The sequence below is a fragment of the Streptomyces sp. NPDC034084 genome (assembly GCF_055575535.1).
Genome location: NZ_JBVISK010000014.1, coordinates 1 through 23,611 on the forward strand (window position 1 = coordinate 1; position 23,611 = coordinate 23,611).

Sequence of the window (23,611 nt, forward strand, 5' to 3'; positions counted from 1 at the left end):
AGTTCTCAAGGTGCGGACGCTTCCTTCGTTCCTGTTTCCAGGCCCTCCGGGCGCTTCCTTCGTTTCCGACTCTATCAGATCTTTTCGATCCGATTCCCTCGGTGCTTTCCGGTCCCTTTCGCTTTCGCTCCGGGCCCTTCCGGCGATTTCGACTTTATCAGAATCGTTTCGGCCGACCTAATCGGCGACTTTCGTGATTCGAATAAGAATCGGGATGACTCCGTGGAATCGAATCCCTGCCGGAGTGAGTGAGACCCTACCCGGCCGCTACCGAACTGTCCAGTTCCAGGCAACCGTTAAAATCTACCTCCCCGCGTCCGCCGTGTCAACAGCTTTCGCGAGCACCGGAGGAGACTAGCAGGTCCGCGGGGGCCGACGCACATCAGGCGGCGGTGGGGAGCGTGGCGCTGCGGTCGGGCTCTTCGAGGTCGCCCGTGTCGCCGGCTCGGGCGGCGCGGCCTCCGAGGACGTAGACGTACGTGAGGAAGGCCAGCTCAGCGGCGATCCCTATCGTGACGCGGGCCCAGGTGGGAAGGCCCGAGGGCGTGACGAAGCCTTCGATGAGGCCCGAGACGAACAGGACCAGGGCCAGGCCCATGGCCATGCCGACGGCGGCGCGACCCTGTTCCGCCAGGGCGGCGCGGCGGGTCCTGGGGCCCGGGTCGATGACGGTCCAGCCGAGGCGGAGGCCCGTACCGGCGGCGACGAAGACGGCGGTCAGTTCGAGCAGGCCGTGCGGAAGGATCAGGCCCAGGAAGACGTCGAGGCGGCCGGCGGAGGACATCAGGCCGATGCCGACGCCGAGGTTCAGCATGTTCAGGAAGAGGATCCAGAGGACCGGGATCCCCAGGAACGCGCCCAGGACCAGGCACATGGCCGCGGCCTGGGCGTTGTTCGTCCAGACCTGTGCGGCGAAGGAGGCCGCCGGGTGGCTGGAGTAGTACGTCTCGTACTGGCCGCCGGGGCGGGTCATCTCGCGGAGGTCGGCGTTGGCGCCGATCGAGGCCTGGACCTCCGGGTGCGTGCCGATCCACCAGCCGATGAGGACCGCGAGCAGGGTGGAGAGGACCGCCGTGGGGATCCACCAGTGGCGGGACCGGTAGACCGCGGCGGGGAAGCCGGCCGTCAGGAAGCGGACGGCGTCGCGCCAGGAGGAGCGGCGGGTGCCGGTGACGGTCGCGCGGGCCCGGGCGACGAGCTGGGTGAGGCGGGCCGTGAGCATGGGGTCCGGGGCGCTCGACTGGACGATCGAGAGGTGGGTGGCCGCGCGCTGGTACAGGGCGACGAGCTCGTCGGCCTCGGCGCCGGTGAGCCTGCCGCCCCGGCCCAGGAGGTGGTCGAGGCGTTCCCACTCGGCGCGGTGGGCGGTCACGTAGACGTCGAGGTCCATGATCGGCTGCTGCTCCAGGCACTGGCTGTGGACGGGTCCGTACTACTGCGGCGCGCTGCGGGCCAGCTTGGCAGACTGGCGTTCGGAGGGGTCGGGAAGGGCTGAAAAGGGTGGGTGCCGTGAGTGGGTTGGTGACGGGAGACGCCGTCGTGCTGGGTCTGCAGCCCGCGCGGCTGCCGAGTCGGGCGCTGGCGGTGTTGATCGACCTCGTCGCGGTGTGGGCCGTCTATCTGCTGATCACACTCGGGCTCGCCGTCGCGACGGCCTCGCTGGACGAGGCCGCGGTGATGGCGGTTTCCATCGCCTCCTTCCTGCTGGTGCTCGTGGGTGCGCCGATCGCGGTGGAGACGCTGACGCACGGGCGTTCGCTGGGGAAGCTGGCCTGCGGGCTGCGGGTGGTCCGGGACGACGGGGGGCCGATCCGGTTCCGGCACGCGCTGGTGCGGGGCGCCATGGGGGTCGTGGAGATCCTGATGACCTTCGGCGTCGTCGCCTGTGTCGCCTCCCTCGTGTCCGAGCGGGGGCGGCGGCTCGGGGACGTCTTCGCGGGGACGCTGGTGGTGCGGGAGCGAATACCCGCGGCCCGCGTGCGGGCCGTGCCTCCGCCACCGCCGTGGCTGGTGGGGCGCTTCGCCGGGCTCGATCTCTCGGCGGTGCCGGAGGCGCTGTGGCTGGAGATACGTCAGTACCTGACGCGCGCGCGTGACCTGGACCCGGTCGTGGGGCGGCGGCTGGCGGAGCGGCTGGCCGACGAGCTGGTGGTGTGGACCGGGACGCCTCCGCCGGCGGGGGTGCCGGCCGATGCCTATCTGGCGGGCGTGGTGGCCGAGCGGCAGGCGCGGGACGCCCGGCGGGCCTTCGCCCCGGTGGTGGGGGCGCCAGGGGCCGTGCCGCCCCCGGTCGGTGTTCCCTCTGTCGGTCAGTCGGTTGTTCCCCCGCTCGTCCCTCCGGCTGAGGGTGCTCCCCCGGTCGTCGGGCCCGCGGCGGAGTCCGGGGCGCGGCCCACCGGGTTCGCTCCGCCTGCCTGACGGCGGGGGCCGGCGGTGGGGTCAGGGGAAGACCGACGGCGGGGTTTCCAGGGCTTCGAGTTCGATGCCGGGGGCGGCGAGGACCACGTCGCCGGCGATGTGGACGGTGTGGCGTTCGCCTGTGTCCAGGGCGCTGACCTGGTACTCGTCCACCGTCAGAGGGCCGTTGTCAGTGGCGTGCGCTTCACTTCTCAGCAGGGCCCAGGACTGGTCGACCGTGAGGGGGGCGAGCACCGGGTCCGTGAAGGCGACGAGCCTGACACGGGTCTCGGGGGAATCGGGGGTGAGACGCAGGAGTCGCGTGAGGGCGACGAGGAACGCCGGGGACGTGCCGGTGAAGGCGTGGGCGCGCACATTGCCTTCGGTGGCGTGGGTTCCGGTGGGGTCCGTGCGGACCCAGGTGACGCCGTCGAGGGCCGCGCCGCGGACCTGCCAGCTCGCGGCGTGCAGTTCGAGGCGGATGGGGCGGCCGAGTTCGTCGACGGCCAGGTCGACGGAGCCGAGGTGGTCGCCCGAGGGGGTGGTGGTCTGTGAGACGTAGCGCCAGCCGGAGGGGCCGGGCGCGCAGTGGAAGTGTTCTTCACCGAGGGGGGTGTGATCGTGCGGGTCATGGAGCGAATAACGGCCGCGGGGCATGGGTCGGTCCTCGGGAGGGAGCGCTTCCTGGAGCGGTAGCGGGGGCGGGACGGGGCAGACCCCCCGGCACGGGGGTGCGGGGGGCCTGCCTGGGTCCTCTACGGGTGTCCGGGACGGCGCCGCGTCAGCGCGGGCGTCGTCGGCCGGGGCATCAGTAGCGGTAGTGGTCCGGCTTGAAGGGGCCCTCGACCTCGACGCCGATGTAGGCGGCCTGCTCGGGGCGGAGGGTCGTCAGCTTGACGCCGAGCGAGTCCAGGTGGAGGCGGGCGACCTTCTCGTCCAGGTGCTTCGGCAGCACGTAGACGTCGGTCGGGTACTCCTGCGGCTTGGTGAAGAGCTCGATCTGGGCCAGGGTCTGGTCCGCGAAGGAGTTCGACATCACGAAGGAGGGGTGGCCGGTCGCGTTGCCGAGGTTCAGCAGACGGCCCTCGGAGAGGACGATGAGGACCTTGCCGTCGGGGAAGGTCCAGGTGTGGACCTGCGGCTTGACCTCGTCCTTGACGATGCCGGGGATCTTGGCGAGGCCGGCCATGTCGATCTCGTTGTCGAAGTGGCCGATGTTTCCGACGATGGCCTGGTGCTTCATCTTGGCCATGTCGGCGGCCATGATGATGTCCTTGTTGCCGGTGGTGGTGATGAAGATGTCGGCGGTCTCGACGACCTCGTCGAGGGTCGTGACCTGGTAGCCGTCCATCGCCGCCTGGAGCGCGCAGATCGGGTCGATCTCGGTGACGATGACACGGGCGCCCTGGCCGCGGAGGGACTCGGCGCAGCCCTTGCCGACGTCGCCGTAGCCGCAGACGACGGCCGTCTTGCCGCCGATGAGGACGTCGGTGGCGCGGTTGATGCCGTCGATGAGGGAGTGGCGGCAGCCGTACTTGTTGTCGAACTTCGACTTCGTCACGGCGTCGTTCACGTTGATCGCCGGGAAGAGCAGGGTGCCGGCCTGCATCATCTCGTAGAGGCGGTGGACACCGGTCGTGGTCTCCTCGGTCACGCCGCGGATCTCGGACGCCAGCTGGGTCCACTTCTGCGGGTTCTCGGAGAGGGTGCGGTTGAGGAGCTGGAGGATGTAGCTGTACTCCTCGCTGTCCGCGGTGGACGGGTCCGGGGCGGAGCCGGCCTTCTCGAACTCGACGCCCTTGTGGACGAGGAGGGTGGCGTCACCGCCGTCGTCCAGGATCATGTTCGGGCCGCCGGTGGGCGTGTTCGGCCAGGTGAGGGCCTGCTCGGTGCACCACCAGTACTCCTCCAGGGTCTCGCCCTTCCAGGCGAAGACCGGGACGCCCTGGGGGTTCTCCGGGGTGCCGTTCGGGCCGACGGCGATGGCCGCGGCGGCGTGGTCCTGGGTGGAGAAGATGTTGCAGGAGGCCCAGCGGACCTCGGCGCCGAGGGCGACCAGGGTCTCGATGAGGACGGCGGTCTGCACGGTCATGTGCAGGGAGCCGGTGATGCGGGCGCCGGCGAGCGGCTGCTGCTCGGCGTACTCGCGGCGGATCGACATCAGGCCGGGCATCTCGTGCTCGGCGAGGGTGATCTCCTTGCGGCCGAAGACGGCCAGGGAGAGGTCGGCGACCTTGAAGTCCTGGTGGGCGGCAGTCGTCATGACTGGGCTGCTCCTCGTGTGTGCGAGTGCGAGGGTCGGTTGAGGCGCCTGGCAACCACGGCGGGGCGCCGGTGGGCACACGAATGCCCGGGCGCTTCCATGGTGCCGTCGTCGGAGGCCCTCTCTCCCTCGGCCGGTCCGTGGACCGCCCGACCGCCATCAGCAGCGACGTCTGGCTGGTCACGAATCTACACCGATCGGTGCGGCGGGCCACAGTCCGCATCGAGCCCGCGCGGGGCTGCGGCCGCGCGCCGTACCGATGCGCGAGGTCCGTGCGCGGCGCCCGCGCCCGTACGGATGCACGAGGCCCCCGGGGCGTGCGGTCCCGGGGGCCTGGGGGTGGTGGGGTGTGCCGGCGTGTGGGGGTCAGTGGCCGGGGCCGCCCGGGGTCTTGGCCGGGTTCTGGCCTGCCGAGGCCGCCTTCTCGCTGTAGATGTCGGGCTCCAGGTAGATGACCCGGGCGATCGGGACGGCGGAGCGGATGCGCTCCTCGGCGGCGTTGATGGCGCTCGCGACCTCGGCGGCCGTGTCGTCGTGCTGGACGGCGATCTTGGCGGCGACGAGGAGTTCCTCGGGGCCGAGGTGGAGGGTGCGCATGTGGATCAGGCCGGTGACGGTCTCGCCGTCGACGACGGCCGCCTCGATCTTCCTGACGTCCTCGATGCCCGCCGATTCGCCGAGGAGCAGCGACTTGGTCTCGGCGGCGAGAACGAGCGCGATCAGGATGAGCAGGACGCCGATGCAGAGGGTGCCGATGCCGTCCCAGACGCCGTTGTCGGTGAGCAGGGCGAGCCCGACGCCGCCGAGGGCGAGGACGAGGCCGACGAGGGCTCCGAGGTCCTCCAGGAGGACGACGGGGAGCTCGGGGGCCTTGGCGCGGCGGACGAACTCCTTCCAGGAGAGGTTGCCGCGGAGCGGGTTCGACTCCTTGATGGCGGTGCGGAAGGAGAAGGACTCGGCGATGATCGCGAAGACGAGGACGCCGACCGGCCAGTACCAGGCCTCGATCGCGTGCGGGTGCTTGACCTTCTCGTAGCCCTCGTAGATGGCGAACATGCCACCGACGGAGAAGAGCACGATGGAGACGAGGAAGGCGTAGATGTAGCGCTCGCGGCCGTAGCCGAAGGGGTGCTGCGGGGTCGCCTCGCGCTGGGCCTTCTTGCCGCCGAGGAGGAGCAGGCCCTGGTTGCCGGAGTCGGCGAGGGAGTGGACGCTCTCGGCGAGCATCGAGGACGAACCGCTGAAGAGGAACGCCACGAACTTGGCTGCGGCGATCGCGAGGTTCGCTGCGAGTGCCGCCACGATCGCTTTGGTTCCGCCTGACGCGCTCATGGGTGTACGTGGTCCCTTCGTCGGTGCTCCGGCTCGATCGCCGCGGTTCGGCCGGTCATTGTCGCATCAGGCCACGACGGTCGCTCGGAAGACCGTTCCCGCCCCGGTCAGGAGGGTGGGCTCGCTCGCGGGTACGAAGACGGACTCGCCGGGGCCGAGGGTGACCTCGCCCGCCGTCGGGCGGCCGGCGACGGCCAGCAGGATCTGCGGGGTGGCGGCGGTGACGTCGGTCGGTACGGCGCCTTCGGCGCGGGCGAAGCGGGAGAGGCGGAACTCGTCGATCGGGGTCTCGTAGACCTCCTCGCCGGAGGGGGAGGCCTCGGGGCGCAGGACGGCCGGGTCGTTCGGCTCGAAGCGGACGACGCGGAGGAGTTCGGGGACGTCGACGTGCTTGGGCGTGAGTCCGCAGCGCAGGACGTTGTCGGAGTTGGCCATGATCTCGACGCCGAGGCCGTCGAGGTAGGCGTGGGGGACGCCCGCGCCGAGGTAGAGGGCCTCGCCGGGCTGGAGCCGGACGCGGTTGAGGAGCATGGCGGCGATCACGCCGGGGTCGCTCGGGTAGTGGTGGGCCAGGGTCGCGTACGGGGCGTGGTCGCCGCCGAGGCGGTCGGCGGCGGCATGGGCCTCGGCGACGGTGTGCGCCATCTCCTCGCGGTCGGCGGTGAGGAGGGCCGTCAGGACCTCGCGGAGCGCGGCCTCCTCGGGGTGGGCGTGGAGGAGGTCCACGTACGGCTTGAGGGAGTCGACGCCCAGCGCGGCGATGAGGTCGGCGGCCTCGACGGGGGCGCGGAAGCCGCACAGGCCGTCGAAGGGGGTGAGCGCGCAGATCAGCTCGGGCTTGTGGTTGGCGTCCTTGTACGTACGGTGCGGGGCGTCGACGGGGATGCCGGCGGCCTCTTCGGCGGCGTACCCGGCCTTCGCCTGTGTCAGGTCGGGGTGGACCTGGAGGGAGAGCGGGGCGCCCGCGGCGAGCAGCTTGAGGAGGAACGGGAGCCGCGGTCCGAACTTCTCGAGGGACCTCTCCCCCAGTTCGCGTACGGGGTCGGCGGCGATGAGCTCGTTCAGCGGGCCGCGCTCGGTGCGGGAGGGGGCACCGGGGTGGGCGCCCATCCACATCTCGGCCTGGGGCTCGCCGGTGGGGGCGGTTCCGAGCAGCTCCGGGATGGCCGTCGTGGATCCCCAGGCGTAGGGGCGGACGGTGTTGACGAGGCGGTCCATGGTGCCTGCCAGCTCCTCGGGGTGGTGACGGATGGTGCGGGTGTCGGGAGACAGGTGACAGGGGGTGGGTGTCGAGCGCGTGTCCGGGGGTGGACGGCGCGGTGACGGGGTGGGGTGGCGGGCGGCCGGCGGCGCGGCCGGGCTAGTGGGGGGTGCGGCCCGGGGTCGCCAGGGCGAGGTAGACGGCCGCGAAGTCGGTCACCGCGAGCAGTTCGGCGAGGGTCTCCAGGTCGCCGCCCTCCTCCGGTTCGAGTTCGCTGACGGCGGTCCCGTGGCCGAGGGCCAGTTCGCGGGCGGCCGGGGCGGCGGTGAGGCCGTCCGCCGGGCGGTCGCGGAGCAGGACCACGCGGGCGCGGAGCGCCTGCTGCTCGTCCACGCGGTCGCGGAAGAAGTCGTCCGGGTCGGCGCCCGCCGCGTAGTCGCCCGCCAGCAGGACGCCGTGGGCCGGGAGGGCCTCGGGGAGTTCGGCCGCGAGGGCGGGCAGGCCGGCGAGTTCGGCGAGGACGGCGGCGAAACGGCGGCCGACCGGGCCCGCGGCGCTGCCTTCGGTCCAGATCAGCGGGAGCGTGTCCGCGAGTTCGGCGGCGAGCGTCTTCGCCGGGTTGCTGTACGTGGCGATGGCCGGGCCGCAGCGCTCCGCCGTGCGGTCCAGGCGGTCGGCGGCCTTCTCCAGGGCCTCCGGCGGCGCCTCGACGAGCCCGACGCGGTCCAGGAGCGCGAGGAGGGGGGTGAACAGGGCCCAGAGCGCGCCCGGGCCGGCCGCGATGCTCTCGGCGTACTCGTCGGACGTCTCGTTCGGGGCGGTCGCCATCGGGACGAACAGGCCGAGCGAGCCGTTGACCGTCTCGGCGAGCGGGGAGGACCGCGGAGCGACGGCGACGACCGTGATCCCGCGGCGGTACGCCTGCTCGGCGAGGAGGGCGAGGCCCGGTTCGGCGCCGTCGGTGGTCGGGAGCAGCAGCAGGTCCACCGAACCCGACCAGCCCGGCAGGGTCCAGCGCAGGGCGCCCGCGGCGGGGGCGACGCCGGTCGGCTGGAGGCGTACGACGGGGGCGGCGGCTCCGGCGAGCGCGCCGATCAGGTCCGCGACGCCGACGGCCGCGGTGCCGGGGCCCGCGACGAGGACCGCGCGGGGGCGGCCTTCGGGGCGGAGGTCGGCGATGCCGGCCTCGGCGGCGTGGCGGGCGGCGGTCCGTACCCGTGCGCCGGCCTCGGCGGCGCCGCGGAGGAGGCCTCGGTGGTCGGCCAGGGCGAGGTCGTCCGGGGCGTCGAGGAGGGTCTCGTCGAGCATGTGCGGTGCCTCCTTGCGGGGCGCGGGCGCGGGCGCGGACGCTACGGGTGCGGGGGTGCTACGCGGTGCGGGTGCTGGTGGTGTGCCCGGTCCGGGGCGAGGCCCCCGCGCCCCCGGGGGAGGCCGTCGTGGTGCGGGTTCGGGCGTGGAAGGCGGAGGCGCCGCTGAGCGCGCCGTCGCGTGTGCCCGCCCGTCCCGCCCTGCGGGACGCCCGCCCACACGGAGGGCGGGGAGCCGGTTCCACAGGGCGGCCGTCCAGCGGGACGGCTGCCCACGGCGGGTTACGCCGGCTTGCGGGCCTCGTCGGTGAGGAGGACCGGGATGCCGTCGCGGACCGGGTAGGCGAGGCCGCAGTCGGGGCTCGTGCAGATCAGCTCGGGGGTCTCGTCCGCCGTGCGGTCGTTCAGCGGAGCGTGGCAGGCCGGGCAGGCCAGGATCTCCAGGAGGCCGGCTTCGAGCGGCATGGGATGTCCCTTCGAACAGACGGATCGGGCCAGGTCAGCCTACCGCCGGGGAACGGGGCACGCCCCCGTTCCCCGGCGGCACGGCGGGGTCAGTCGGTCGCCCGGACCAGGGCGAGGACCTCGTCGCGGATCTTGGCCATGGTGGCCTCGTCGCGGGCCTCGACGTTGAGGCGGAGGAGCGGCTCCGTGTTGGAGGCGCGGAGGTTGAACCACCAGTCCGCCGCCGTCACGGTCAGGCCGTCGAGCTCGTCCAGGGTGATGCCCTCGGCGTTCTCGTACGTCGCCCTGACCTTGGCCGCGCTCGCCGCCTGGTCCGCGACCGTCGAGTTGATCTCGCCCGAGGAGGCGTACCGGTCGTAGGCGGAGACCAGGTCGGACAGGGTGCCCTCCTGGCCGCCCAGGGCGGCGAGGACGTGGAGCGCGGCGAGCATGCCGGTGTCCGCGTTCCAGAAGTCCTTGAAGTAGTAGTGCGCCGAGTGCTCGCCGCCGAAGATCGCTCCGGTCTTCGCCATCTCCTCCTTGATGAAGGAGTGGCCGACGCGGGTGCGGACCGGCGCGCCGCCCTGCTCGCGGACGACCTCCGGCACGGACCAGGAGGTGATCAGGTTGTGGATGATCGTCCCGCCGGGGTGCTTGGCGAGTTCGCGCGCGGCGACGAGGGCCGTGATCGCGGACGGGGAGACCGGCTCGCCGCACTCGTCGACGACGAAGCAGCGGTCGGCGTCGCCGTCGAAGGCGAGGCCGAGGTCGGCCCCCTCGGCGACGACGCGGGCCTGGAGGTCGACGATGTTCTTCGGGTCGAGCGGGTTCGCCTCGTGGTTCGGGAAGGTGCCGTCGAGCTCGAAGTACATGGGGACGAGGTCGAGCGGCAGGCCCTCGAAGACGGTGGGGACCGTGTGGCCGCCCATGCCGTTGCCCGCGTCGACGACCACCTTGAGGGGGCGGATCGCGGTGAGGTCCACCAGGGCCTTGAGGTGCGCGGCGTAGTCCGCGAGCGTGTCGCGCTCGGTGATCGTGCCCGGCGTGGCCGCCGCTTCGGGCGCGCCCGTCTCCGTCCACCGCTCCGCGAGGGCGCGGATGTCGGCGAGGCCGGTGTCCTGGCCGACGGGGGCGGCGCCGGCGCGGCACATCTTGATGCCGTTGTACTGGGCCGGGTTGTGGGAGGCCGTGAACATGGCCCCGGGCAGGTCGAGGCTGCCGGAGGCGAAGTACAGCTGGTCGGTGGAGCAGAGCCCGATGAGCGTGACGTCGGCGCCGAGGCGGGCCGCGCCGCGCGCGAAGGCGGCCGCGAGGCCGGGCGACGAGGGGCGCATGTCGTGGCCGACGACGATCGCGTCCGCGTCCGTCACCTGTACGAAGGCGGCGCCGAAGAGTTCCGCGAGCGTCTCGTCCCACTGGTCGGGTACGACTCCGCGGATGTCGTACGCCTTCACGATCTGCGACAGATCGGCAGTCACGGATCCACCCTCCTGAGTTCTCGGCACGCGTGTGCGGCGCGTGTAGGGAACGCCAAAACTACCCGGAGAGCGGAGATACGGGGTCGGGTGTCCGCGGCCGGTGGCCGGTCGGCGTCAGTTGTCGGGCGAACGGAGCACCCTGAGGTGCCCGCGGCGCCCGACCTCCATGGGGTCCCCGCCGCGGCCTCCGCCCTTGCCGCCGGCCTCGGCCGCGCGCTCCTGGGGGCGGGCCGCTTCCCGTACGGCGTTGGCCAGCGCTTCGAGGTCGTCGCCGCTGGGGCGGGCGGGGGCGGACCCGTCGGAGAGCCGCACCACCTCCCAGCCGCGCGGGGCGGTGAGGCGCTCGCTGTGCTCGGCGCACAGGTCGTAGCAGTGGGGCTCGGCGTAGGTGGCGAGCGGGCCGAGGACCGCAGTCGAGTCGGCATAGACGTACGTCAGTGTCGCGACGGCAGGGCGGCCGCACGCGGTGCGCGAACAGCGACGTACAGGGCTCACGACGTTGGACGGTACCGCACTCTTGAGCGGGCCGCGACGACTCTCCCTCAGGTCACTCCCCCGTGTCGCGGTGTGACCTCCGGCACCCCCCTTCCCGTGGTGACGACTCTGACCTGCGCGGGAGGGCATGTACGGGGGCGGGGGCAGGGGGTTATCCGGACACCCTGGGACACAAATCCGGTCAACCAGGGCCAGATGGCCGATCGCGACGGGCCGTCTGATCGGGCGTGAGGTCGGCCGGAACGGGCAGGTTCGGACAGCGGGGCGTCGCGGGCGCGGGCACGCCGGGAGAGTCGGCGGGGACGCGCCACGGTGCGGTGGGACGGAGGGGAGTTACGCTGCGTCAGTGATGGACAGTCCTGTGCCGCCGAGCCCTTCGCACCGCCCCACGGAGCCCCCGGCGGAGCCCCGGGTCCGCCGCCGCGACCGGCACGGCCGCGGGATGCGGGGTCCGGTCGCGCCACCGCAGGTGCCGCTCTCCGCGAGCCGGGCCGACACCTTCCGCGATCTCGTCCTCGACTCGGTGGAGCGCCTCGAACGGCGCTGGCCGCAGCTGGCGGACGTCGACTTCATGGTGCTCGAGGTGCCGCCGCCGGTGTCGGGCGAGACGGTGCCGCTGGGCGGCTCGCTGCCCGCCGGGAAGAACGAGCCCGCCCGGGTGGTCGTCTACCGGCGGCCGGTCGAGATCCGCTCGAAGAGCCGGGACGAGCGGGCGCTTCTGGTCCACGAGGTCGTGGTGGAGCAGGTCGCGGAGCTGCTGGGGCTCTCCCCCGAGTCCGTCGACCCCCGGTACGGGCAGGACTGATCCCGTACCGGCGGGACTGATCCCGCCGATCCGCCCGTACGGGGGACGCGGAGGTCAGTCCAGTACGCCCAGGTCCTGGTGGGCCGTCGGGACCTCGACCGTGCCACGGTCGTCGACGAAGGTCTGGACGGTGAACATCGGGACGCCGTCCTCCGGAAGGGTGAGCGTCCGGGCCGCGTGCACCTTGCCGCCGGAGACCGGTTCGACGGTCAGCGCGTAGGAGCCCTTCAGGCCGCCGGGGACGAGGTCGGTCAGGACCGTCGTCGTGCCCGCCTTGACCGTGACGGTCCTCGACACCGGCGTACCCCCCTCGGAACCGGCCGAGGCGGTGACCTTCACCCGGGCCTCGGCGCCGGGGGCGGTCAGGGCGAGCGTCGAGCCCTTGGCCCGGTTGTCGGCGACCGTCGCGCGCGCGGAGACGGCCGCGGTGGCCGGGATGAACGCGATCTCGGTGTTCTCGCCCTTGCCGCGCACGACCTGGAGGCCCGCCACGACCGGAACCGGCTTCTTCGGGTCGCTCGGGGTGAGGAGCAGGGAGCCCACCGCGCCCCGGGTGAGGTCCGGCAGGTCGGCGGAGGCCGTCATCCCGGACTTCACGTGGAGGGAGCCGGCGCCCGCCGGGACGATCGTGCCGGTCGCGGTGGCCAGCTGGACCTTGAGGTCGGCGTCGTCGTCGCCGGGGGCGAAGGCCACGAGCCGTACCGAGGTGGCGTCGGCCGGGATGCCGGGGAGCACGGCGCTGCTCGCCGGGTCGGCGGCCGGGGCGATCCAGTCGCTGCCGAGCTTGTCGTCGCCCGCGGCGACGGCGGCGCCGACGCGTCCGCTGCGGGTGGTGACGTGGACGGTGACGTCCCGGCGGGCGGTCTCGCTCGTGAGGGTGGAGAGGAGCACCGGGACGGTCGAGTGCGCGGGGACCGGGATGCCCTCGGTGAACTGGGACTTGAGGGCGCCCTCGGGGCCGTAGAGCTCGATGTCGGCGACGGCGGCCGTGTCGTCCGGGTTGGTGAGGTGGACGTAGTCCTGGCGTTCCTTGGCGGTGGAGGCCGCCGGGAACCAGAAGTCGGTGTCGGGGGCGCCGCAGCCGAGGCCGAGGAGGCCGCGGGCGCCGCCCGCCGGGACGACGGTGGTCTGCTGGACGGTCCAGCCGGGGGCGAGGGCGCCGGTCGCGGCGCCGGTGAGGGCGGGCACGGCGCCCCCGTCCGCGTCGGCGGTGACGGGCTTGCCGGGGGCGGTGACGGTGGCCGGGGCCTTGGGGGTCTTGGGCTTCTTGCCGGTCTTGGCCGTGCCGCCCGCGGTCGTGGCGGTCAGCAGGCGCGCCGTGGGCTGCTCGGCCTTGCCGCCGGCGGGGGTCGACCCCGTACCCGTACTCGTCGGGGTGTACGAGGTGTAGCGGGTCTCGGCCACCTCGGAGGTGCTGGGGGCCGGGCAGACGAGGCCGGCGCGCTCCACGGGCAGGCGGGTGGTGGCCTTCGCCTCGGGGGCGGCGGTGCCGTCCGGGGCGGTGAGGGCCGCGAAGCCGGTGACGGCGGCGAGGGCCGTCGCGCCCGCGATCAGGGAGAGGGTCGTGCGCTTCACTGGTTGCTGCTCCCGTCGGGACGCTGCTCGGTCTCGTGACCCTGGGGGTACCCGTAGCCGTACGGGTCGTACTGCTGCTGGTCGTACTGCTGCGGCTGCTGCGGCTGCTGCGGCTGCTGCGGGTCGTACTGCTGCTGGGGCTGCTGCTCGTACCCCTGCTCGGCGTACCCCTGCTCGGCGTACGGCTGGGTCTGCGGCTGCTCGTAGCCCTGCTGGGGGTACGCGTACGGCTGCTGCTGGTACGGGTCGGGCGTGTAGTCCTGGTAGTAGCCCTGCTCGGCGTACTGCTGGGTCTGCGGCTGCTCCTGGGCCTGGGCGTAGGCCGGGTCGTAGCCGCCGTCCCACTCCTGGGCCTGCTCCCGGGGCTCGTAGGACTGCTGCTCCGGGATGGGGGCCTGCTCGTGGTCCGGAGAGCCGGGGGCCCCGTCGGTCTGCGCCTGCGCCTCCGCCTCGGCTTCCGCGGCGGCGCGCAGGCGGCGGGCGCGGCGGCCGTCGCCCTCGGTGGCCTGGGCGGGGATGGCGAGCTCCTCCTCGGGGAGGTCGTCGTCGATCTCGCGGCGCCGGCCGGGCAGGGCGAGGACGAGCAGGACGACGGCGAGGCCGGCCTGGGCCCAGATCCACGCGGTGTGGGTGAGCGGCTCGTCGTACGTGAGGTCGAGGCGGCCGCCCTGGGCGGGGAGCTCGAAGCCCTGGGCCCAGCCGTCGACGGTGGTCCGCGTCAGCTCCTTGCCGTCGAGGGTGGCGGTCCACCCCTCGGCGGCGCGGTCGGCGAGGCGCAGGACGCGGCCGGCGGGTCCCGCGGGGACGTCGGTGTGCGCCTCGACGGGTCCGGCGGCGACGGCGACCGGCTTGGCGCTCTCCTCCGCCTTGTCGGTGTCACCGGTCGTGGCCGCGGGCGGGACGATCATCATGCGGGCGATCTCGCGGTCGACGCGCCAGAGCGCGCTGCCGTCGAGCTGGCTGAGGCGGCTGAGGCCGGGCGTGGAGTCGAGGACGCGGCTCATCTGGCGCGGTGCCCCGTCCCGTACGAGCACGTACCGGATCGCGTAGCCGCTGAGCTCCTGGGTCTGGTCGGCACCGGAGCCGGCGACGAGGTGGGCGACGACCTCGTCGAGGCGGGGGTCGTCCTCGGCGGCCGCGGTGAGTTCGGCGTCGCCGAGGCGGGCGCCGGAGCCGCGGACCAGGGTGTAGGCGACCTCTCCGGGCGCGCCGGCGCCGAGGACGAGGGTGCGGGGCTGGTCGCGGGTGCCGCTCTCCTCGGCGACGAAGGCGGGGACCTGGACCGGATCGCGCCGGGTCAGCGGGCCGTCGGCGCCGCCGATCATCCAGCCGACGGCGGCGACGGCGGGGCCGAGGGCGCAGGCGAGGGCGATGAGGGCGGCGACGGGCTGGCGCCAGCCGAAGCCGTGGGCGGCGACGCGGGTGCGGCCGCCCTCGGCGCCGATCATGCCGGCGGCGATGAGGGCGGCGCCGTAGACGAGGGTGGCGGGTCCGGCCCAGCCGGTGCCGCCCGCGCCGTTGGCGAGGGTGGCGAAGAGGAGTCCGGCGAGGGCGGCGACCCAGGCGGCGCGGACGGCGAGCTGCCGCTCCTCGCGCAGCAGTCCGGCCAGGCCGGCGAGGACGAGTCCGATCAGGAGCAGGCCGCCGGTGGTGCCGGGGCCGCCGGGGCTCGTGCCGAGCAGGTCGAGCGCGGTGGCCGTGCCCGTACGGACGTCGACGCCGGCCTCGCGCAGGAAGGCGGCGGGGTCGGTGAGGAGGGTGAGCGACCAGGGGGCGAGGACGAGCAGCGGGGTGCCGACGGCGGCCAGGAAGCGCAGCCCGTACGCGGTGACGTCCGAGCGGCGCACGGCGAGCACGCCGAGGCCGAGGAGGACGGCGAGCGGCCAGACGACCGGCGTGAACGCCGTCGCGAAGGTCAGCAGGAAGGTGTACGCCCAGGTGGCGCGCCAGCTGCCACGGTCGGGCCGGTTGAAGCCGTGGGCGGCGACGGCGGCGCGGGCGATCAGCGGGAGCAGGATCGCGAGGACGGCGGTGCCGAGCCGGCCGGCGGCGAGGGCCCCGGTGGCGGCGGGCAGGAAGGCGTACGCGATGGCGCCCCAGGCGCGCAGGAGCCGGGACTCGACGATGCCGCGGGCGGCGAAGTACGCGGTGAAGCCGGCGAGCGGGACCGAGCAGACGAGCAGCAGGGTCAGCGCGGTGGAGGTGGAGCCGAGGAACAGCGCGGAGAGCGCGGCCAGGACGGCGAGGTAGGGCGGGGCGGTCTGGGTGCCGCCGGTGCCGAGGGCGTGCCAGGCGTCGGCGTACCGCGACCAGAGGCCGGAGACGGTGTCGGGCGCGGGCAGCAGGGCGCCGCCGGCCAGGGAGCCGCCGGCGAACAGGTTGCGGCAGGCGACCAGGGAGACGACGAGCAGGAGGGCGAAGAGGACCGGACCCGGTTTGCGGGCGACCTTCTTCAGCCGGGCGAACTGCTCGATCTCCAGGTAGTCGGCGTCGTCGCCGCCGGGGCCGGACTCGACGACGCCGTGGCGGGAGCCGCCGGTGTCGGCCTCGGCGCCGCCGAAGTGGGAGGCGATCTGCTCGACGGTGGCGCGGAGGGTGGCGCCGGGCGGCGGGAAGAGGGACCGGAACTCGCTGTTGAGGACGGCCGGGTTCCTGCGGCGCTTGCGGGCGGCGAGGATCTTCTCGGGCCGCAGCAGGGTGGCGAAGAGGCCCATGACCTCGTCGACCGCCTGGCCCGGTGCCTTGCCGACGAGGTAGGCGAGGGTGCGGAGCAGGGTGCTGAGGACGAGCCGCACGAGGACGTACGGGAGGGCTCGGCCGCGGGTGTTGGCGAGGAGGGTGTGGACGGCGCCGGCCTTGTCGACGCGGTGCGGGTCGGCGGCCGTGCGGCCGGCGCAGTCGACGGTGCGGCGCTCGCGGGCGGAGGCCTCGGCGTGCCGCAGGACGGCGTCGGGGGCGACGAGGACGCGGTGGCCGGCGGAGTGCGCGCGCCAGCACAGGTCGACGTCGTCGCGCATGAGGGGCAGGCGGCGGTCGAAGCCGCCGAGGCTCTCGAAGACGTCGCGGCGGACCAGCATGCCGGCGGTGGAGACGGAGAGGACGGAGCGGACCTGGTCGTGCTGGCCCTGGTCCTGCTCGCGGCGGTCGAGTCCGGTCCAGCGGCGGCCGCTGCGGGCGATGCTGACGCCGGCTTCGAGGAGCTGCTTCCTGTCGTACCAGCCGCGCAGCTTGGGGCCGATGACGGCCGCTTCCTCGTCGGAGTCGGCGACGCGCAGGAGTTCGGCGAGGGCGCTGGGCTCGGGGGCGCAGTCGTCGTGGAGGAGCCAGAGCCACTGGACCGGTTCGCCGTGCGGGAGTTCGGGGAGGTCGTACGCCTCGTCGTTCCAGGTCCGGCTGACGGGGTCCCAGCCGCTGGGGCGCTTCAGGTAGGGCAGGTCCTCGGGTCCGAGCGGGGGCGCGGTGCGGGCGGCCTCCTCGACGGCGGCGCCGAAGCCGGTGCGGCGCGCGAGGTGCAGGACGCGGTCGGCGCCGATGGCGTCGGCGACGAGCTGCGCCGAGTCGTCGGCGCTGCCGGTGTCGGCCGCCACCACGTTCTGCACGGGGCGCTCCTGGGCGAGCAGCCCGGCGAGCGCGTCGGGCAGCCAGCGGGCGCCGTCGTGGGTGACGAGCACGGCGGTGACGACGTGTCGCGGAAACTCAGGAGTTGAGGACATCGAGCTACGGGCCCTCCGGCCGGGGTCGCCCGCAGGGGGCGTGGGGAGCGTCTCGGACGGAGGCCCACACTAACGGCTGCACGCGGAGCGGTCCGCCGACCTGTGGACAGACCGTGCGGGAGGGCTTCGTCAGGGACACCGCGTGCCGGACACGCGGAACGGTCCGCCGCCTGTGGATGGTGCACAGGGGGCGGACCGTTCGTCATGTCCTGGTGGGCGCGCCGGGGCGCGCGGGGCGCGGCAGGCTTCGCGCGGTTCAGACGGCGGCCTTCTTCAGGCGGCGTCGCTCACGCTCGGAGAGGCCGCCCCAGATGCCGAAGCGTTCGTCGTTCTGCAGGGCGTATTCGAGGCACTCGGAGCGGACCTCGCAGGCGAGGCAGACCTTCTTGGCCTCGCGGGTCGAGCCGCCCTTCTCGGGGAAGAAGGACTCGGGATCGGTCTGGGCGCACAGCGCGCGCTCCTGCCAGCCGAGTTCCTCGTCCGCGTCCTCGACCAGCAGTTCCTGGAACAACTCGGTCATGTGCGCCCCTCGTCTGTCTGTGCGTCCCCGTGGTGGTGCCGGGGCGGAACCCGGCCGAACGACACGAGTGAAATTACAAGTTCGTGCTCTGTGCGAGTCAAGCCGAGATCTGCTATTGGGCCCCGTATTCACTCTGCGGAACCAAGCCTATGCGGAAAGTGTTCAAATCACCAAAAACCGTGACACATGCCACCGGCCTGTCACCGGCCGGACCGCGCCGCACACCTTCACAAGGGAGGACGTCCGGGACTTGGATCTTGTTGCGGATCCACCCCTGGAAGCGATTCGGATCACAGTCCGGTCACGCCTTCCCGCGTTTCCGATGTTTATGACCGCGGTCGAAGCGCCATCTCTCCTGGTCCGCGCCTGAACAAACCTTTCTCCCGACGCAGTAACCGGATGAGGTGAAACATTACCCCCAAATCGGGCATTGAGTTGACAGTCGGGTACCCCTCCGGCCACCTTTGGTGGCATGCCAGCGACCGCAGCGCTCTCCGCGACCCACACCCGTGGGTTCCGCCGCGCTGTCCAGGCGCGCTGTTGCTGTTGCTGTCCCAGCTGTTGATGCCGTAGAGCTCCAGCTTCTTCCCCCAGCGTCACCCCGCGTCACTCGTGTCACCTCTCTTGCGTGACCCCCCACCGCTTCTGTTTCTGCTGAGGAACCACCCCACCCCATGAACATGGACAGCGACCTTCAGATCGCCGGCGACATCCTCGAGGTCCCGCACCTCCTCCAGCCCGAGCGCGCCCACCCCGTCACCGTGGCCGAGTTCGCCGGGCTCGCGCGCTCCATCGCCGAGGACCGCTCCCAGTGGGCGCCGCACGTCGAGTACGACGCCACCACCCGCTGGTACCACCGCCTGCGCACCGGCCCCGGCTACGAGGTGTGGCTGCTCTCCTGGGTGCCCGGACAGGGCAGCGGGCTCCACGACCACGGCCTCTCCTCCGGGGTGCTGACCGTCCTGGAGGGCGAACTGACGGAGCGCACGGACCGGGGCGTCCGGACACTCGCCGGGGGCGCGCAGCGCGTCTTCGCGCCCGGGTACGTCCACGAGGTCGTCAACGACTCCCTCGAACCGGCCGTCAGCCTGCACGTCTACTTCCCCGGCCTGACCGAGATGCCGATGCACGAGTCGATGCACGAGTCGCTCCAGGCGCAGTGCGCCCCTGTCACCGCCGGGGCCGTCGTCGCCTGAGAGACTGCTGCGCATGCGCATTGTGGTTCTGGCCGGCGGCATCGGTGGTGCCCGTTTCCTTCGCGGCCTCAAGCAGGCCGCGCCGGACGCGGAGATCACGGTCATCGGCAACACCGGTGACGACATCCATCTCTTCGGGCTGAAGGTCTGCCCCGACCTGGACACGGTGATGTACACCCTCGGCGGGGGCATCAACGAGGAGCAGGGCTGGGGACGTACGGACGAGTCCTCCACCGTGAAGGAGGAGCTCGCGGCGTACGGGGTGGGGCCCGAGTGGTTCGGCCTCGGCGACCGTGACTTCGCCACCCACATCGTCCGTACGCAGATGCTCGGCGCGGGCTACCCGCTGAGCGCCGTCACCGAGGCGCTGTGCGCCCGCTGGCAGCCCGGGGTACGCCTCCTCCCCATGTCCGACGACCGCGTCGAGACGCACGTGGCGATCGAGGTGGACGGCGAGCAGCGCGCGGTGCACTTCCAGGAGTACTGGGTGAAGCTGCGCGCCTCCGTCGACGCGAAGGCCGTCGTGCCGGTCGGCGCGGAGGCCGCGAAGCCCGCGCCGGGCGTCCTGGAGGCGATCGCCGGGGCGGACGTCATCCTCTTCCCGCCGTCCAACCCGGTGGTGAGCGTCGGGACGATCCTGGCCGTGCCCGGGATCCGTGAGGCGGTCGTCGCCGCCGGGGCGCCGGTCGTGGGCCTCTCCCCCATCGTCGGCGACGCCCCTGTGCGCGGCATGGCCGACAAGGTGCTCGCGGCCGTGGGCGTGGAGTCCACGGCGGCGGCGGTGGCCCTGCACTACGGCGCCGAGCTCATCGGCGGCTGGCTCGTCGACACCGTGGACGCGGACGCGGTCGCCGAGGTCGAGGCGGCGGGGATCACCTGTCGCGCGGTGCCGCTGATGATGACCGACGTGGACGCGACGGCCGCGATGGCGCGCGAGGCGCTGGCGCTGGCGGAGGAGGTACGGGGGTGACTGCCGTCGCTCCTTCGTACCGGGTCTGGGCGCTGCCCGGCCTTCCCGAGGTGGCCGCAGGGGACGATCTGGCCAAGCTGATCGCCTCCGTCTCGCCGGAGCTCGCCGACGGGGACGTCCTGCTCGTCACGTCCAAGATCGTCAGCAAGGCCGAGGGGCGGGTGGTCGCGGCCGACGACCGCGAGGAGGCCATCGACGCCGAGACGGTACGGGTGGTGGCGCGGCGCGGTCCGCTCCGCATCGTCGAGAACCGGCAGGGGCTCGTCATGGCCGCCGCCGGGGTCGACGCCTCCAACACCCCTTCCGGGACCGTGCTGTTGCTGCCCGAGGACCCCGACGCCTCGGCGCGGCGCATCCGTTCCGGGCTCCGCGAGGCGCTCGGCGTCGACGTGGGCGTCGTCGTCACGGACACCTTCGGGCGGCCCTGGCGCACCGGCCTCACCGACGTGGCCATCGGCGCGGCCGGCGTGCGGGTCCTCGACGACCTGCGCGGCGGGACCGACGCGCACGGCAACCCGCTGAGCGCGACCGTGGTCGCCACCGCCGACGAACTCGCCGCCGCCGGCGACCTGGTGAAGGGCAAGGCGTCCGGGCTGCCGGTCGCGGTCGTGCGCGGCCTGCCCCATGTGGTGGGCGGCGACGCCGAGGAGGGCGCGCGGGCGCTCGTACGCTCCGCCGCCGACGACATGTTCCGGCTCGGGACCTCGGAGGCCGTACGGGAGGCGGTGACGCTGCGGCGGACCGTACGGGAGTTCACCGACGAGCCGGTCGACCCGGGCGCGGTCCGGCGCGCGGTCGCCGCCGCCGTGACGGCCCCGGCACCGCACCACACCACGCCGTGGCGGTTCGTGCTCCTGGAGTCGGCCGAGTCGCGGACGCGGCTGCTCGACGCGATGCGGGACGCGTGGATCGCGGACCTGCGCCGTGACGGCAGGTCCGAGGAGTCCATCGCGAAGCGGATCCGGCGCGGGGACGTCCTGCGCGACGCGCCCTGTCTGGCCGTGCCCTGCCTCGTCATGGACGGCTCCCACCACTACGGTGACGCGCGCCGGGACGCCGCCGAGCGCGAGATGTTCGTGGTGGCGACGGGCGCGGGCGTGCAGAACTTCCTCGTGGCGCTGGCCGGCGAGCGGCTGGGCTCGGCCTGGGTGTCCTCGACGATGTTCTGCCGGGACGTCGTACGGGACGTCCTCGGGCTGCCGGACGACTGGGACCCCATGGGCGCGGTCGCCATCGGGCACCCGGCGGGCCCGGCGAGGGAGCGGGCGGCGCGGGCCGCTTCGGAGTTCATCCTGGTCAGGTAGGCCGCCGGGTCCACCACCGGCCTTCGGGCCGCTCAGAGGGCTCTGATGTTTCCCGGGGCCATGCGGGGGGCCCGGCGCGGGGGTACGCGGCCGCTGAGGAGGATCAGGCGGGCCGCGCGGTGGCGCTGGCCGGCGTACGGGGCCAGGAGGGCCAGCATCGCCTCGTCGTCGGCCGTACGGTCGCCCGCGAGCGCCCAGCCGACGATGCCCGGGAGGTGGAGGTCGCCGGTGGTGACCTCGTCGGGGGCGCCGTTGCTGCGCTGGATCGTCTCGGCGCTCGTCCAGGGGCCGATGCCCGGGACCAGTTCCAGGCGCGCGCGGGCCGCCGTCGGGTCCATGTGCGCGGCCTCCTCCAGGCGGGCCGCCACCTGGGCCGCGCGGACGATGGTGGCCGAGCGCTTGCCGTCGACGTTCGCGCGGTGCCACTCCCAGGACGGGATCCGTGTCCACGCGCGCGCGTCCGGCATGACGTACATGCCGTCCGGCGCCGGGCCCGGGGCCGGCTCGCCGTACTTCCGTACGAGCACCCGCCAGGACGCGTAGGCCTCGTGCGCCGTGACCTTCTGCTCCAGGACCGACGGGATCAGCGACTCCAGGACCAGGCCGGTGCGGGTGAGGCGCAGGCCCGGGCGGCGGCGGTGGGTCGCCAGGAGCAGCTTGTGGCGGGGGACGAAGGCGGCCGGGTCGTCCCCGGCGCCGAGGAGGCCGGGGAGGCTGTCCCGGAGCCAGCCGGCTCCCGGGCCCCAGGCGTCCGCCGCGACCCGTCCCGCCTCGATCCGGATACGGAGGGTGCCGGGGCCCTCGGGGGTGCGGCTGGCCCGCCAGACCGAGCCGTCCGGGGTCGCCCGGAACGTGGGGTCGCCGGGGCCGCGGCGGAGGGGGCCGAGGGTGAGGCCGAGGTCGAGGGGGGCGGTCTCCGGGAGCGGCGGGGCGGTGTCGGTGTCCGGGAGGGGGGTGGGGAGGTGGCCGCCGCGGACTGTGGTGCGGGTGGGTCTGGGTGCGAAGCGGCCGGCCATGTGTATGAGCGTAGCCGGGCGGGGCGGCGCCTCGGGCCGTGCGGGCGGGTGGGCCGCGCCTCGCCCGGCGCGGGCGGGCCACGGCCCTGGTCCGCCGTGTGGGCCCGCACCCCGGCCCCCCCGTGTGGGCAGGCGTCCCGCAGGGCGATGGGGGTCCCCGCTGCTCGAACGAAGCCGAGGGCTTGGGGGAGGGTGGGCGCACGGGACGGCGCGCTCAGCGGCGCCTCCGCCTTCCGCGCCTGGACCCGCACCCCCAGCGGCGGCGCACACGCGGTGCGGGCCAGGGCGCGGGAGCCTAGGCCCGGCAAAGGGGCGCCCTCCGTTGTCCCCACCCGTTCCGCCCGAGCGGAACGACTGCCCACAACGGGGTGGGCCGGGGCACCGCCCCGGCGAGCCCCCGCCCGCGGCGGGCAGCCGGGCCGTTGGTGGCCGCGTTCGGTTACTGGTCCGACGAGAAGCGGACCGTGCCCGGGGGGAGGGTGGCGTTGCACCAGACGCGGATGCCGTCGCGGAGTTCGTTGTCCGCGCCCACCTGCGCCCCGTCCCCCACGACCGCCCCGCTCACGACCGTACGCGCGCCGATGCGGGCGCCCGCGCCGATCAGGGAGTCGGTGATCACCGCGCCCGGCTCGACGACCGCGCCCGCGAGGAGCGTGGAGCCCGTGACGCGGGCGCCCTCGCCGACCACCGCGTCCGCGCCGACGACCGTGCCGCCGGTCAGCTTGGCGTCCGGGGCGACGCGCGCCGACGGGAGCACCAGGCGGTCGCCGCAGCGGCCCGGCACGGCCGGGGACGGCGCGCGGCCCAGGACCAGGTCGGCGGAGCCGCGGACGAAGGCCTGCGGGGTGCCGAGGTCCAGCCAGTACGTGGAGTCGACCATGCCCTGGAGGTGGGCCCCGGTGGAGAGGAGCTCCGGGAACGTCTCGCGCTCCACCGAGACCGGCCGGCCCGCGGGGATCGAGTCGATGACCGAGCGCTTGAAGACGTACGCGCCCGCGTTGATCTGGTCGGTGACGATCTCCTCGGGCGTCTGCGGCTTCTCCAGGAAGGCCGTGACGCGGCCCGTGGCGTCCGTGGGGACCAGGCCGAAGGCGCGCGGGTCCTCGACCCGGGTCAGGTGGAGCGAGACGTCCGCGCCGGAGGAGGAGTGGGTGTCGACGAGGGCCTGGATGTCCAGGCCCGTGAGGATGTCCCCGTTGAAGATGAGGACCGGCTCGTCGGGGCCCGAGTGCAGCCGGGAGGCGACGTTGCGTATGGCGCCGCCGGTGCCGAGGGGCTCCTCCTCGGTGACGTACTCCAGGCTGAGACCGAGGTCCGAGCCGTCACCGAAGTACGGCTCGAAGACCTCGGCCAGGTAGGAGGTCGCGAGCACGATGTGCTCGACGCCGGCGGCACGGGCCCGGGCCAGCTGATGGGTCAGGAAGGGGACGCCCGCCGCCGGGACCATGGGCTTGGGCGTGTTGACCGTGAGGGGTCGCAGCCGTGTGCCCTTGCCACCGACCAGGAGGATCGCTTCTGTCACCTTGTCGTCTCTGCTTCCTGTTTGCGGGGCCGGCCGGCTCGCCCGTCTCGGTCGTCCGTGCGATATGACCGGT

Annotated in this window: 19 protein-coding genes; 5 read left to right on the forward strand and 14 right to left on the reverse strand. The window is 73.6% G+C overall.

The features are described 5' to 3' along the window. Positions 1-382: 382 nt before the first annotated feature. Positions 383-1,390 carry a stage II sporulation protein M gene (locus ACZ51I_RS31150; RefSeq protein WP_468882610.1) on the reverse strand — a complete coding sequence of 336 codons (1,008 nt, stop codon included), beginning with the start codon at positions 1,388-1,390 and terminating at the stop codon, positions 383-385. A gap of 119 nt (positions 1,391-1,509) precedes the next feature. On the opposite strand from ACZ51I_RS31150, the gene ACZ51I_RS31155 reads away from it, so the two are divergent. Further along, the gene (locus tag ACZ51I_RS31155; RefSeq protein ID WP_468882612.1) at positions 1,510-2,418 is read left to right on the forward strand and encodes an RDD family protein; all 909 of its coding nucleotides are present in this window, start codon (positions 1,510-1,512) and stop codon (positions 2,416-2,418) included. Positions 2,419-2,439: 21 nt separating this feature from the next. On the opposite strand, the gene ACZ51I_RS31160 is transcribed toward ACZ51I_RS31155, so the two are convergent. From ACZ51I_RS31160 to ACZ51I_RS31195, 8 genes are all read right to left on the reverse strand, one after another. After that, positions 2,440-3,054, reverse strand: a complete 615-nt coding sequence (locus ACZ51I_RS31160; protein WP_468882614.1) for a hypothetical protein — start codon at positions 3,052-3,054, stop codon at positions 2,440-2,442. Positions 3,055-3,205: 151 nt separating this feature from the next. Continuing rightward, the gene (gene ahcY, locus ACZ51I_RS31165; RefSeq protein WP_468882617.1) at positions 3,206-4,660 is read right to left on the reverse strand and encodes an adenosylhomocysteinase; all 1,455 of its coding nucleotides are present in this window, start codon (positions 4,658-4,660) and stop codon (positions 3,206-3,208) included. A 366-nt stretch (positions 4,661-5,026) separates the two neighbouring features. Beyond that, positions 5,027-5,992: a cation diffusion facilitator family transporter gene (locus ACZ51I_RS31170; RefSeq protein WP_468882620.1), complete on the reverse strand. Its 966-nt coding sequence runs from the start codon at positions 5,990-5,992 to the stop codon at positions 5,027-5,029. 66 nt (positions 5,993-6,058) lie between these two features. Next, positions 6,059-7,210, reverse strand: coding sequence for a mannose-6-phosphate isomerase, class I (manA, locus tag ACZ51I_RS31175; RefSeq protein ID WP_468882623.1), 1,152 nt, complete (start codon positions 7,208-7,210; stop codon positions 6,059-6,061). A 142-nt stretch (positions 7,211-7,352) separates the two neighbouring features. Further along, the gene (locus ACZ51I_RS31180) at positions 7,353-8,501 is read right to left on the reverse strand and encodes an SIS domain-containing protein (protein WP_468882626.1); all 1,149 of its coding nucleotides are present in this window, start codon (positions 8,499-8,501) and stop codon (positions 7,353-7,355) included. Between the two features lie 281 nt (positions 8,502-8,782). Continuing rightward, positions 8,783-8,965: a Trm112 family protein gene (locus ACZ51I_RS31185; protein WP_086832166.1), complete on the reverse strand. Its 183-nt coding sequence runs from the start codon at positions 8,963-8,965 to the stop codon at positions 8,783-8,785. Positions 8,966-9,054: 89 nt separating this feature from the next. Continuing rightward, complete coding sequence (locus tag ACZ51I_RS31190; RefSeq protein WP_468882630.1) at positions 9,055-10,422, reverse strand: phosphomannomutase/phosphoglucomutase; 1,368 nt, start codon at positions 10,420-10,422, stop codon at positions 9,055-9,057. Positions 10,423-10,536: 114 nt separating this feature from the next. Beyond that, positions 10,537-10,968, reverse strand: a complete 432-nt coding sequence (locus tag ACZ51I_RS31195; protein ID WP_468882678.1) for a DUF3499 domain-containing protein — start codon at positions 10,966-10,968, stop codon at positions 10,537-10,539. 298 nt (positions 10,969-11,266) lie between these two features. Between ACZ51I_RS31195 and ACZ51I_RS31200 the strand changes: the two genes are divergently transcribed. Beyond that, entirely contained in the window at positions 11,267-11,722 is a 456-nt protein-coding gene (locus tag ACZ51I_RS31200; protein ID WP_468882633.1) for a metallopeptidase family protein, read from the forward strand. Positions 11,723-11,776: 54 nt separating this feature from the next. Here the strand turns inward: ACZ51I_RS31200 and ACZ51I_RS31205 are convergent, their stop codons facing one another. The 3 genes from ACZ51I_RS31205 to ACZ51I_RS31215 form a co-directional block, all read right to left on the reverse strand. Next, complete coding sequence (locus tag ACZ51I_RS31205) at positions 11,777-13,297, reverse strand: DUF5719 family protein (RefSeq protein ID WP_468882636.1); 1,521 nt, start codon at positions 13,295-13,297, stop codon at positions 11,777-11,779. Next, positions 13,294-17,010 carry a glycosyltransferase family 2 protein gene (locus ACZ51I_RS31210; RefSeq protein WP_468882639.1) on the reverse strand — a complete coding sequence of 1,239 codons (3,717 nt, stop codon included), beginning with the start codon at positions 17,008-17,010 and terminating at the stop codon, positions 13,294-13,296. The genes ACZ51I_RS31205 and ACZ51I_RS31210 overlap by 4 nt, the downstream gene beginning before the upstream one ends. A 256-nt stretch (positions 17,011-17,266) precedes the next feature. Next, complete coding sequence (locus ACZ51I_RS31215) at positions 17,267-17,530, reverse strand: WhiB family transcriptional regulator (protein ID WP_015033978.1); 264 nt, start codon at positions 17,528-17,530, stop codon at positions 17,267-17,269. A gap of 674 nt (positions 17,531-18,204) precedes the next feature. Between ACZ51I_RS31215 and ACZ51I_RS31220 the strand changes: the two genes are divergently transcribed. Genes ACZ51I_RS31220 through ACZ51I_RS31230 form a run of 3 tightly spaced genes read left to right on the forward strand, consistent with a single transcriptional unit; the run spans position 18,205 to position 21,000 of the window. Then, positions 18,205-18,726, forward strand: a complete 522-nt coding sequence (locus ACZ51I_RS31220; RefSeq protein ID WP_468882642.1) for a cysteine dioxygenase — start codon at positions 18,205-18,207, stop codon at positions 18,724-18,726. Between the two features lie 13 nt (positions 18,727-18,739). Next, positions 18,740-19,696 (forward strand): 2-phospho-L-lactate transferase, encoded by a 957-nt coding sequence (gene cofD, locus ACZ51I_RS31225; protein WP_468882644.1) that lies wholly within the window; start codon positions 18,740-18,742, stop codon positions 19,694-19,696. After that, complete coding sequence (locus tag ACZ51I_RS31230; protein ID WP_468882646.1) at positions 19,693-21,000, forward strand: coenzyme F420-0:L-glutamate ligase; 1,308 nt, start codon at positions 19,693-19,695, stop codon at positions 20,998-21,000. Before cofD ends, ACZ51I_RS31230 begins: the two co-directional genes overlap by 4 nt. Before the next feature lie 32 nt (positions 21,001-21,032). Here the strand turns inward: ACZ51I_RS31230 and ACZ51I_RS31235 are convergent, their stop codons facing one another. Together ACZ51I_RS31235 and manB are read right to left on the reverse strand one after the other, a co-directional pair. Then, on the reverse strand, positions 21,033-22,016 hold the full coding sequence (locus ACZ51I_RS31235; protein ID WP_468882649.1) for a DNA-3-methyladenine glycosylase family protein: 984 nt from the start codon (positions 22,014-22,016) through the stop codon (positions 21,033-21,035). 439 nt (positions 22,017-22,455) lie between these two features. After that, entirely contained in the window at positions 22,456-23,538 is a 1,083-nt protein-coding gene (gene manB / locus ACZ51I_RS31240) for a mannose-1-phosphate guanylyltransferase (protein WP_468882652.1), read from the reverse strand. Between the last annotated feature and the right edge of the window lie 73 nt (positions 23,539-23,611).

Excerpts from the sequence above, each read along its gene's own strand:
- ACZ51I_RS31160 (WP_468882614.1), bottom strand. The coding sequence starts at position 3,054 with ATGCCCCGCGGCCGTTATTCGCTCCATGACCCGCACGATCACACCCCC.
- ACZ51I_RS31180 (WP_468882626.1), bottom strand. The coding sequence starts at position 8,501 with ATGCTCGACGAGACCCTCCTCGACGCCCCGGACGACCTCGCCCTGGCC.
- ACZ51I_RS31200 (WP_468882633.1), top strand. The coding sequence starts at position 11,267 with ATGGACAGTCCTGTGCCGCCGAGCCCTTCGCACCGCCCCACGGAGCCC.
- ACZ51I_RS31220 (WP_468882642.1), top strand. The coding sequence starts at position 18,205 with ATGAACATGGACAGCGACCTTCAGATCGCCGGCGACATCCTCGAGGTC.
- cofD (WP_468882644.1), top strand. The coding sequence starts at position 18,740 with ATGCGCATTGTGGTTCTGGCCGGCGGCATCGGTGGTGCCCGTTTCCTT.
- ACZ51I_RS31150 (WP_468882610.1), bottom strand. The coding sequence starts at position 1,390 with ATGGACCTCGACGTCTACGTGACCGCCCACCGCGCCGAGTGGGAACGC.
- manA (WP_468882623.1), bottom strand. The coding sequence starts at position 7,210 with ATGGACCGCCTCGTCAACACCGTCCGCCCCTACGCCTGGGGATCCACG.
- ACZ51I_RS31170 (WP_468882620.1), bottom strand. The coding sequence starts at position 5,992 with ATGAGCGCGTCAGGCGGAACCAAAGCGATCGTGGCGGCACTCGCAGCG.
- ACZ51I_RS31210 (WP_468882639.1), bottom strand. The coding sequence starts at position 17,010 with ATGTCCTCAACTCCTGAGTTTCCGCGACACGTCGTCACCGCCGTGCTC.
- ahcY (WP_468882617.1), bottom strand. The coding sequence starts at position 4,660 with ATGACGACTGCCGCCCACCAGGACTTCAAGGTCGCCGACCTCTCCCTG.
- ACZ51I_RS31185 (WP_086832166.1), bottom strand. The coding sequence starts at position 8,965 with ATGCCGCTCGAAGCCGGCCTCCTGGAGATCCTGGCCTGCCCGGCCTGC.
- ACZ51I_RS31235 (WP_468882649.1), bottom strand. The coding sequence starts at position 22,016 with ATGGCCGGCCGCTTCGCACCCAGACCCACCCGCACCACAGTCCGCGGC.
- ACZ51I_RS31215 (WP_015033978.1), bottom strand. The coding sequence starts at position 17,530 with ATGACCGAGTTGTTCCAGGAACTGCTGGTCGAGGACGCGGACGAGGAA.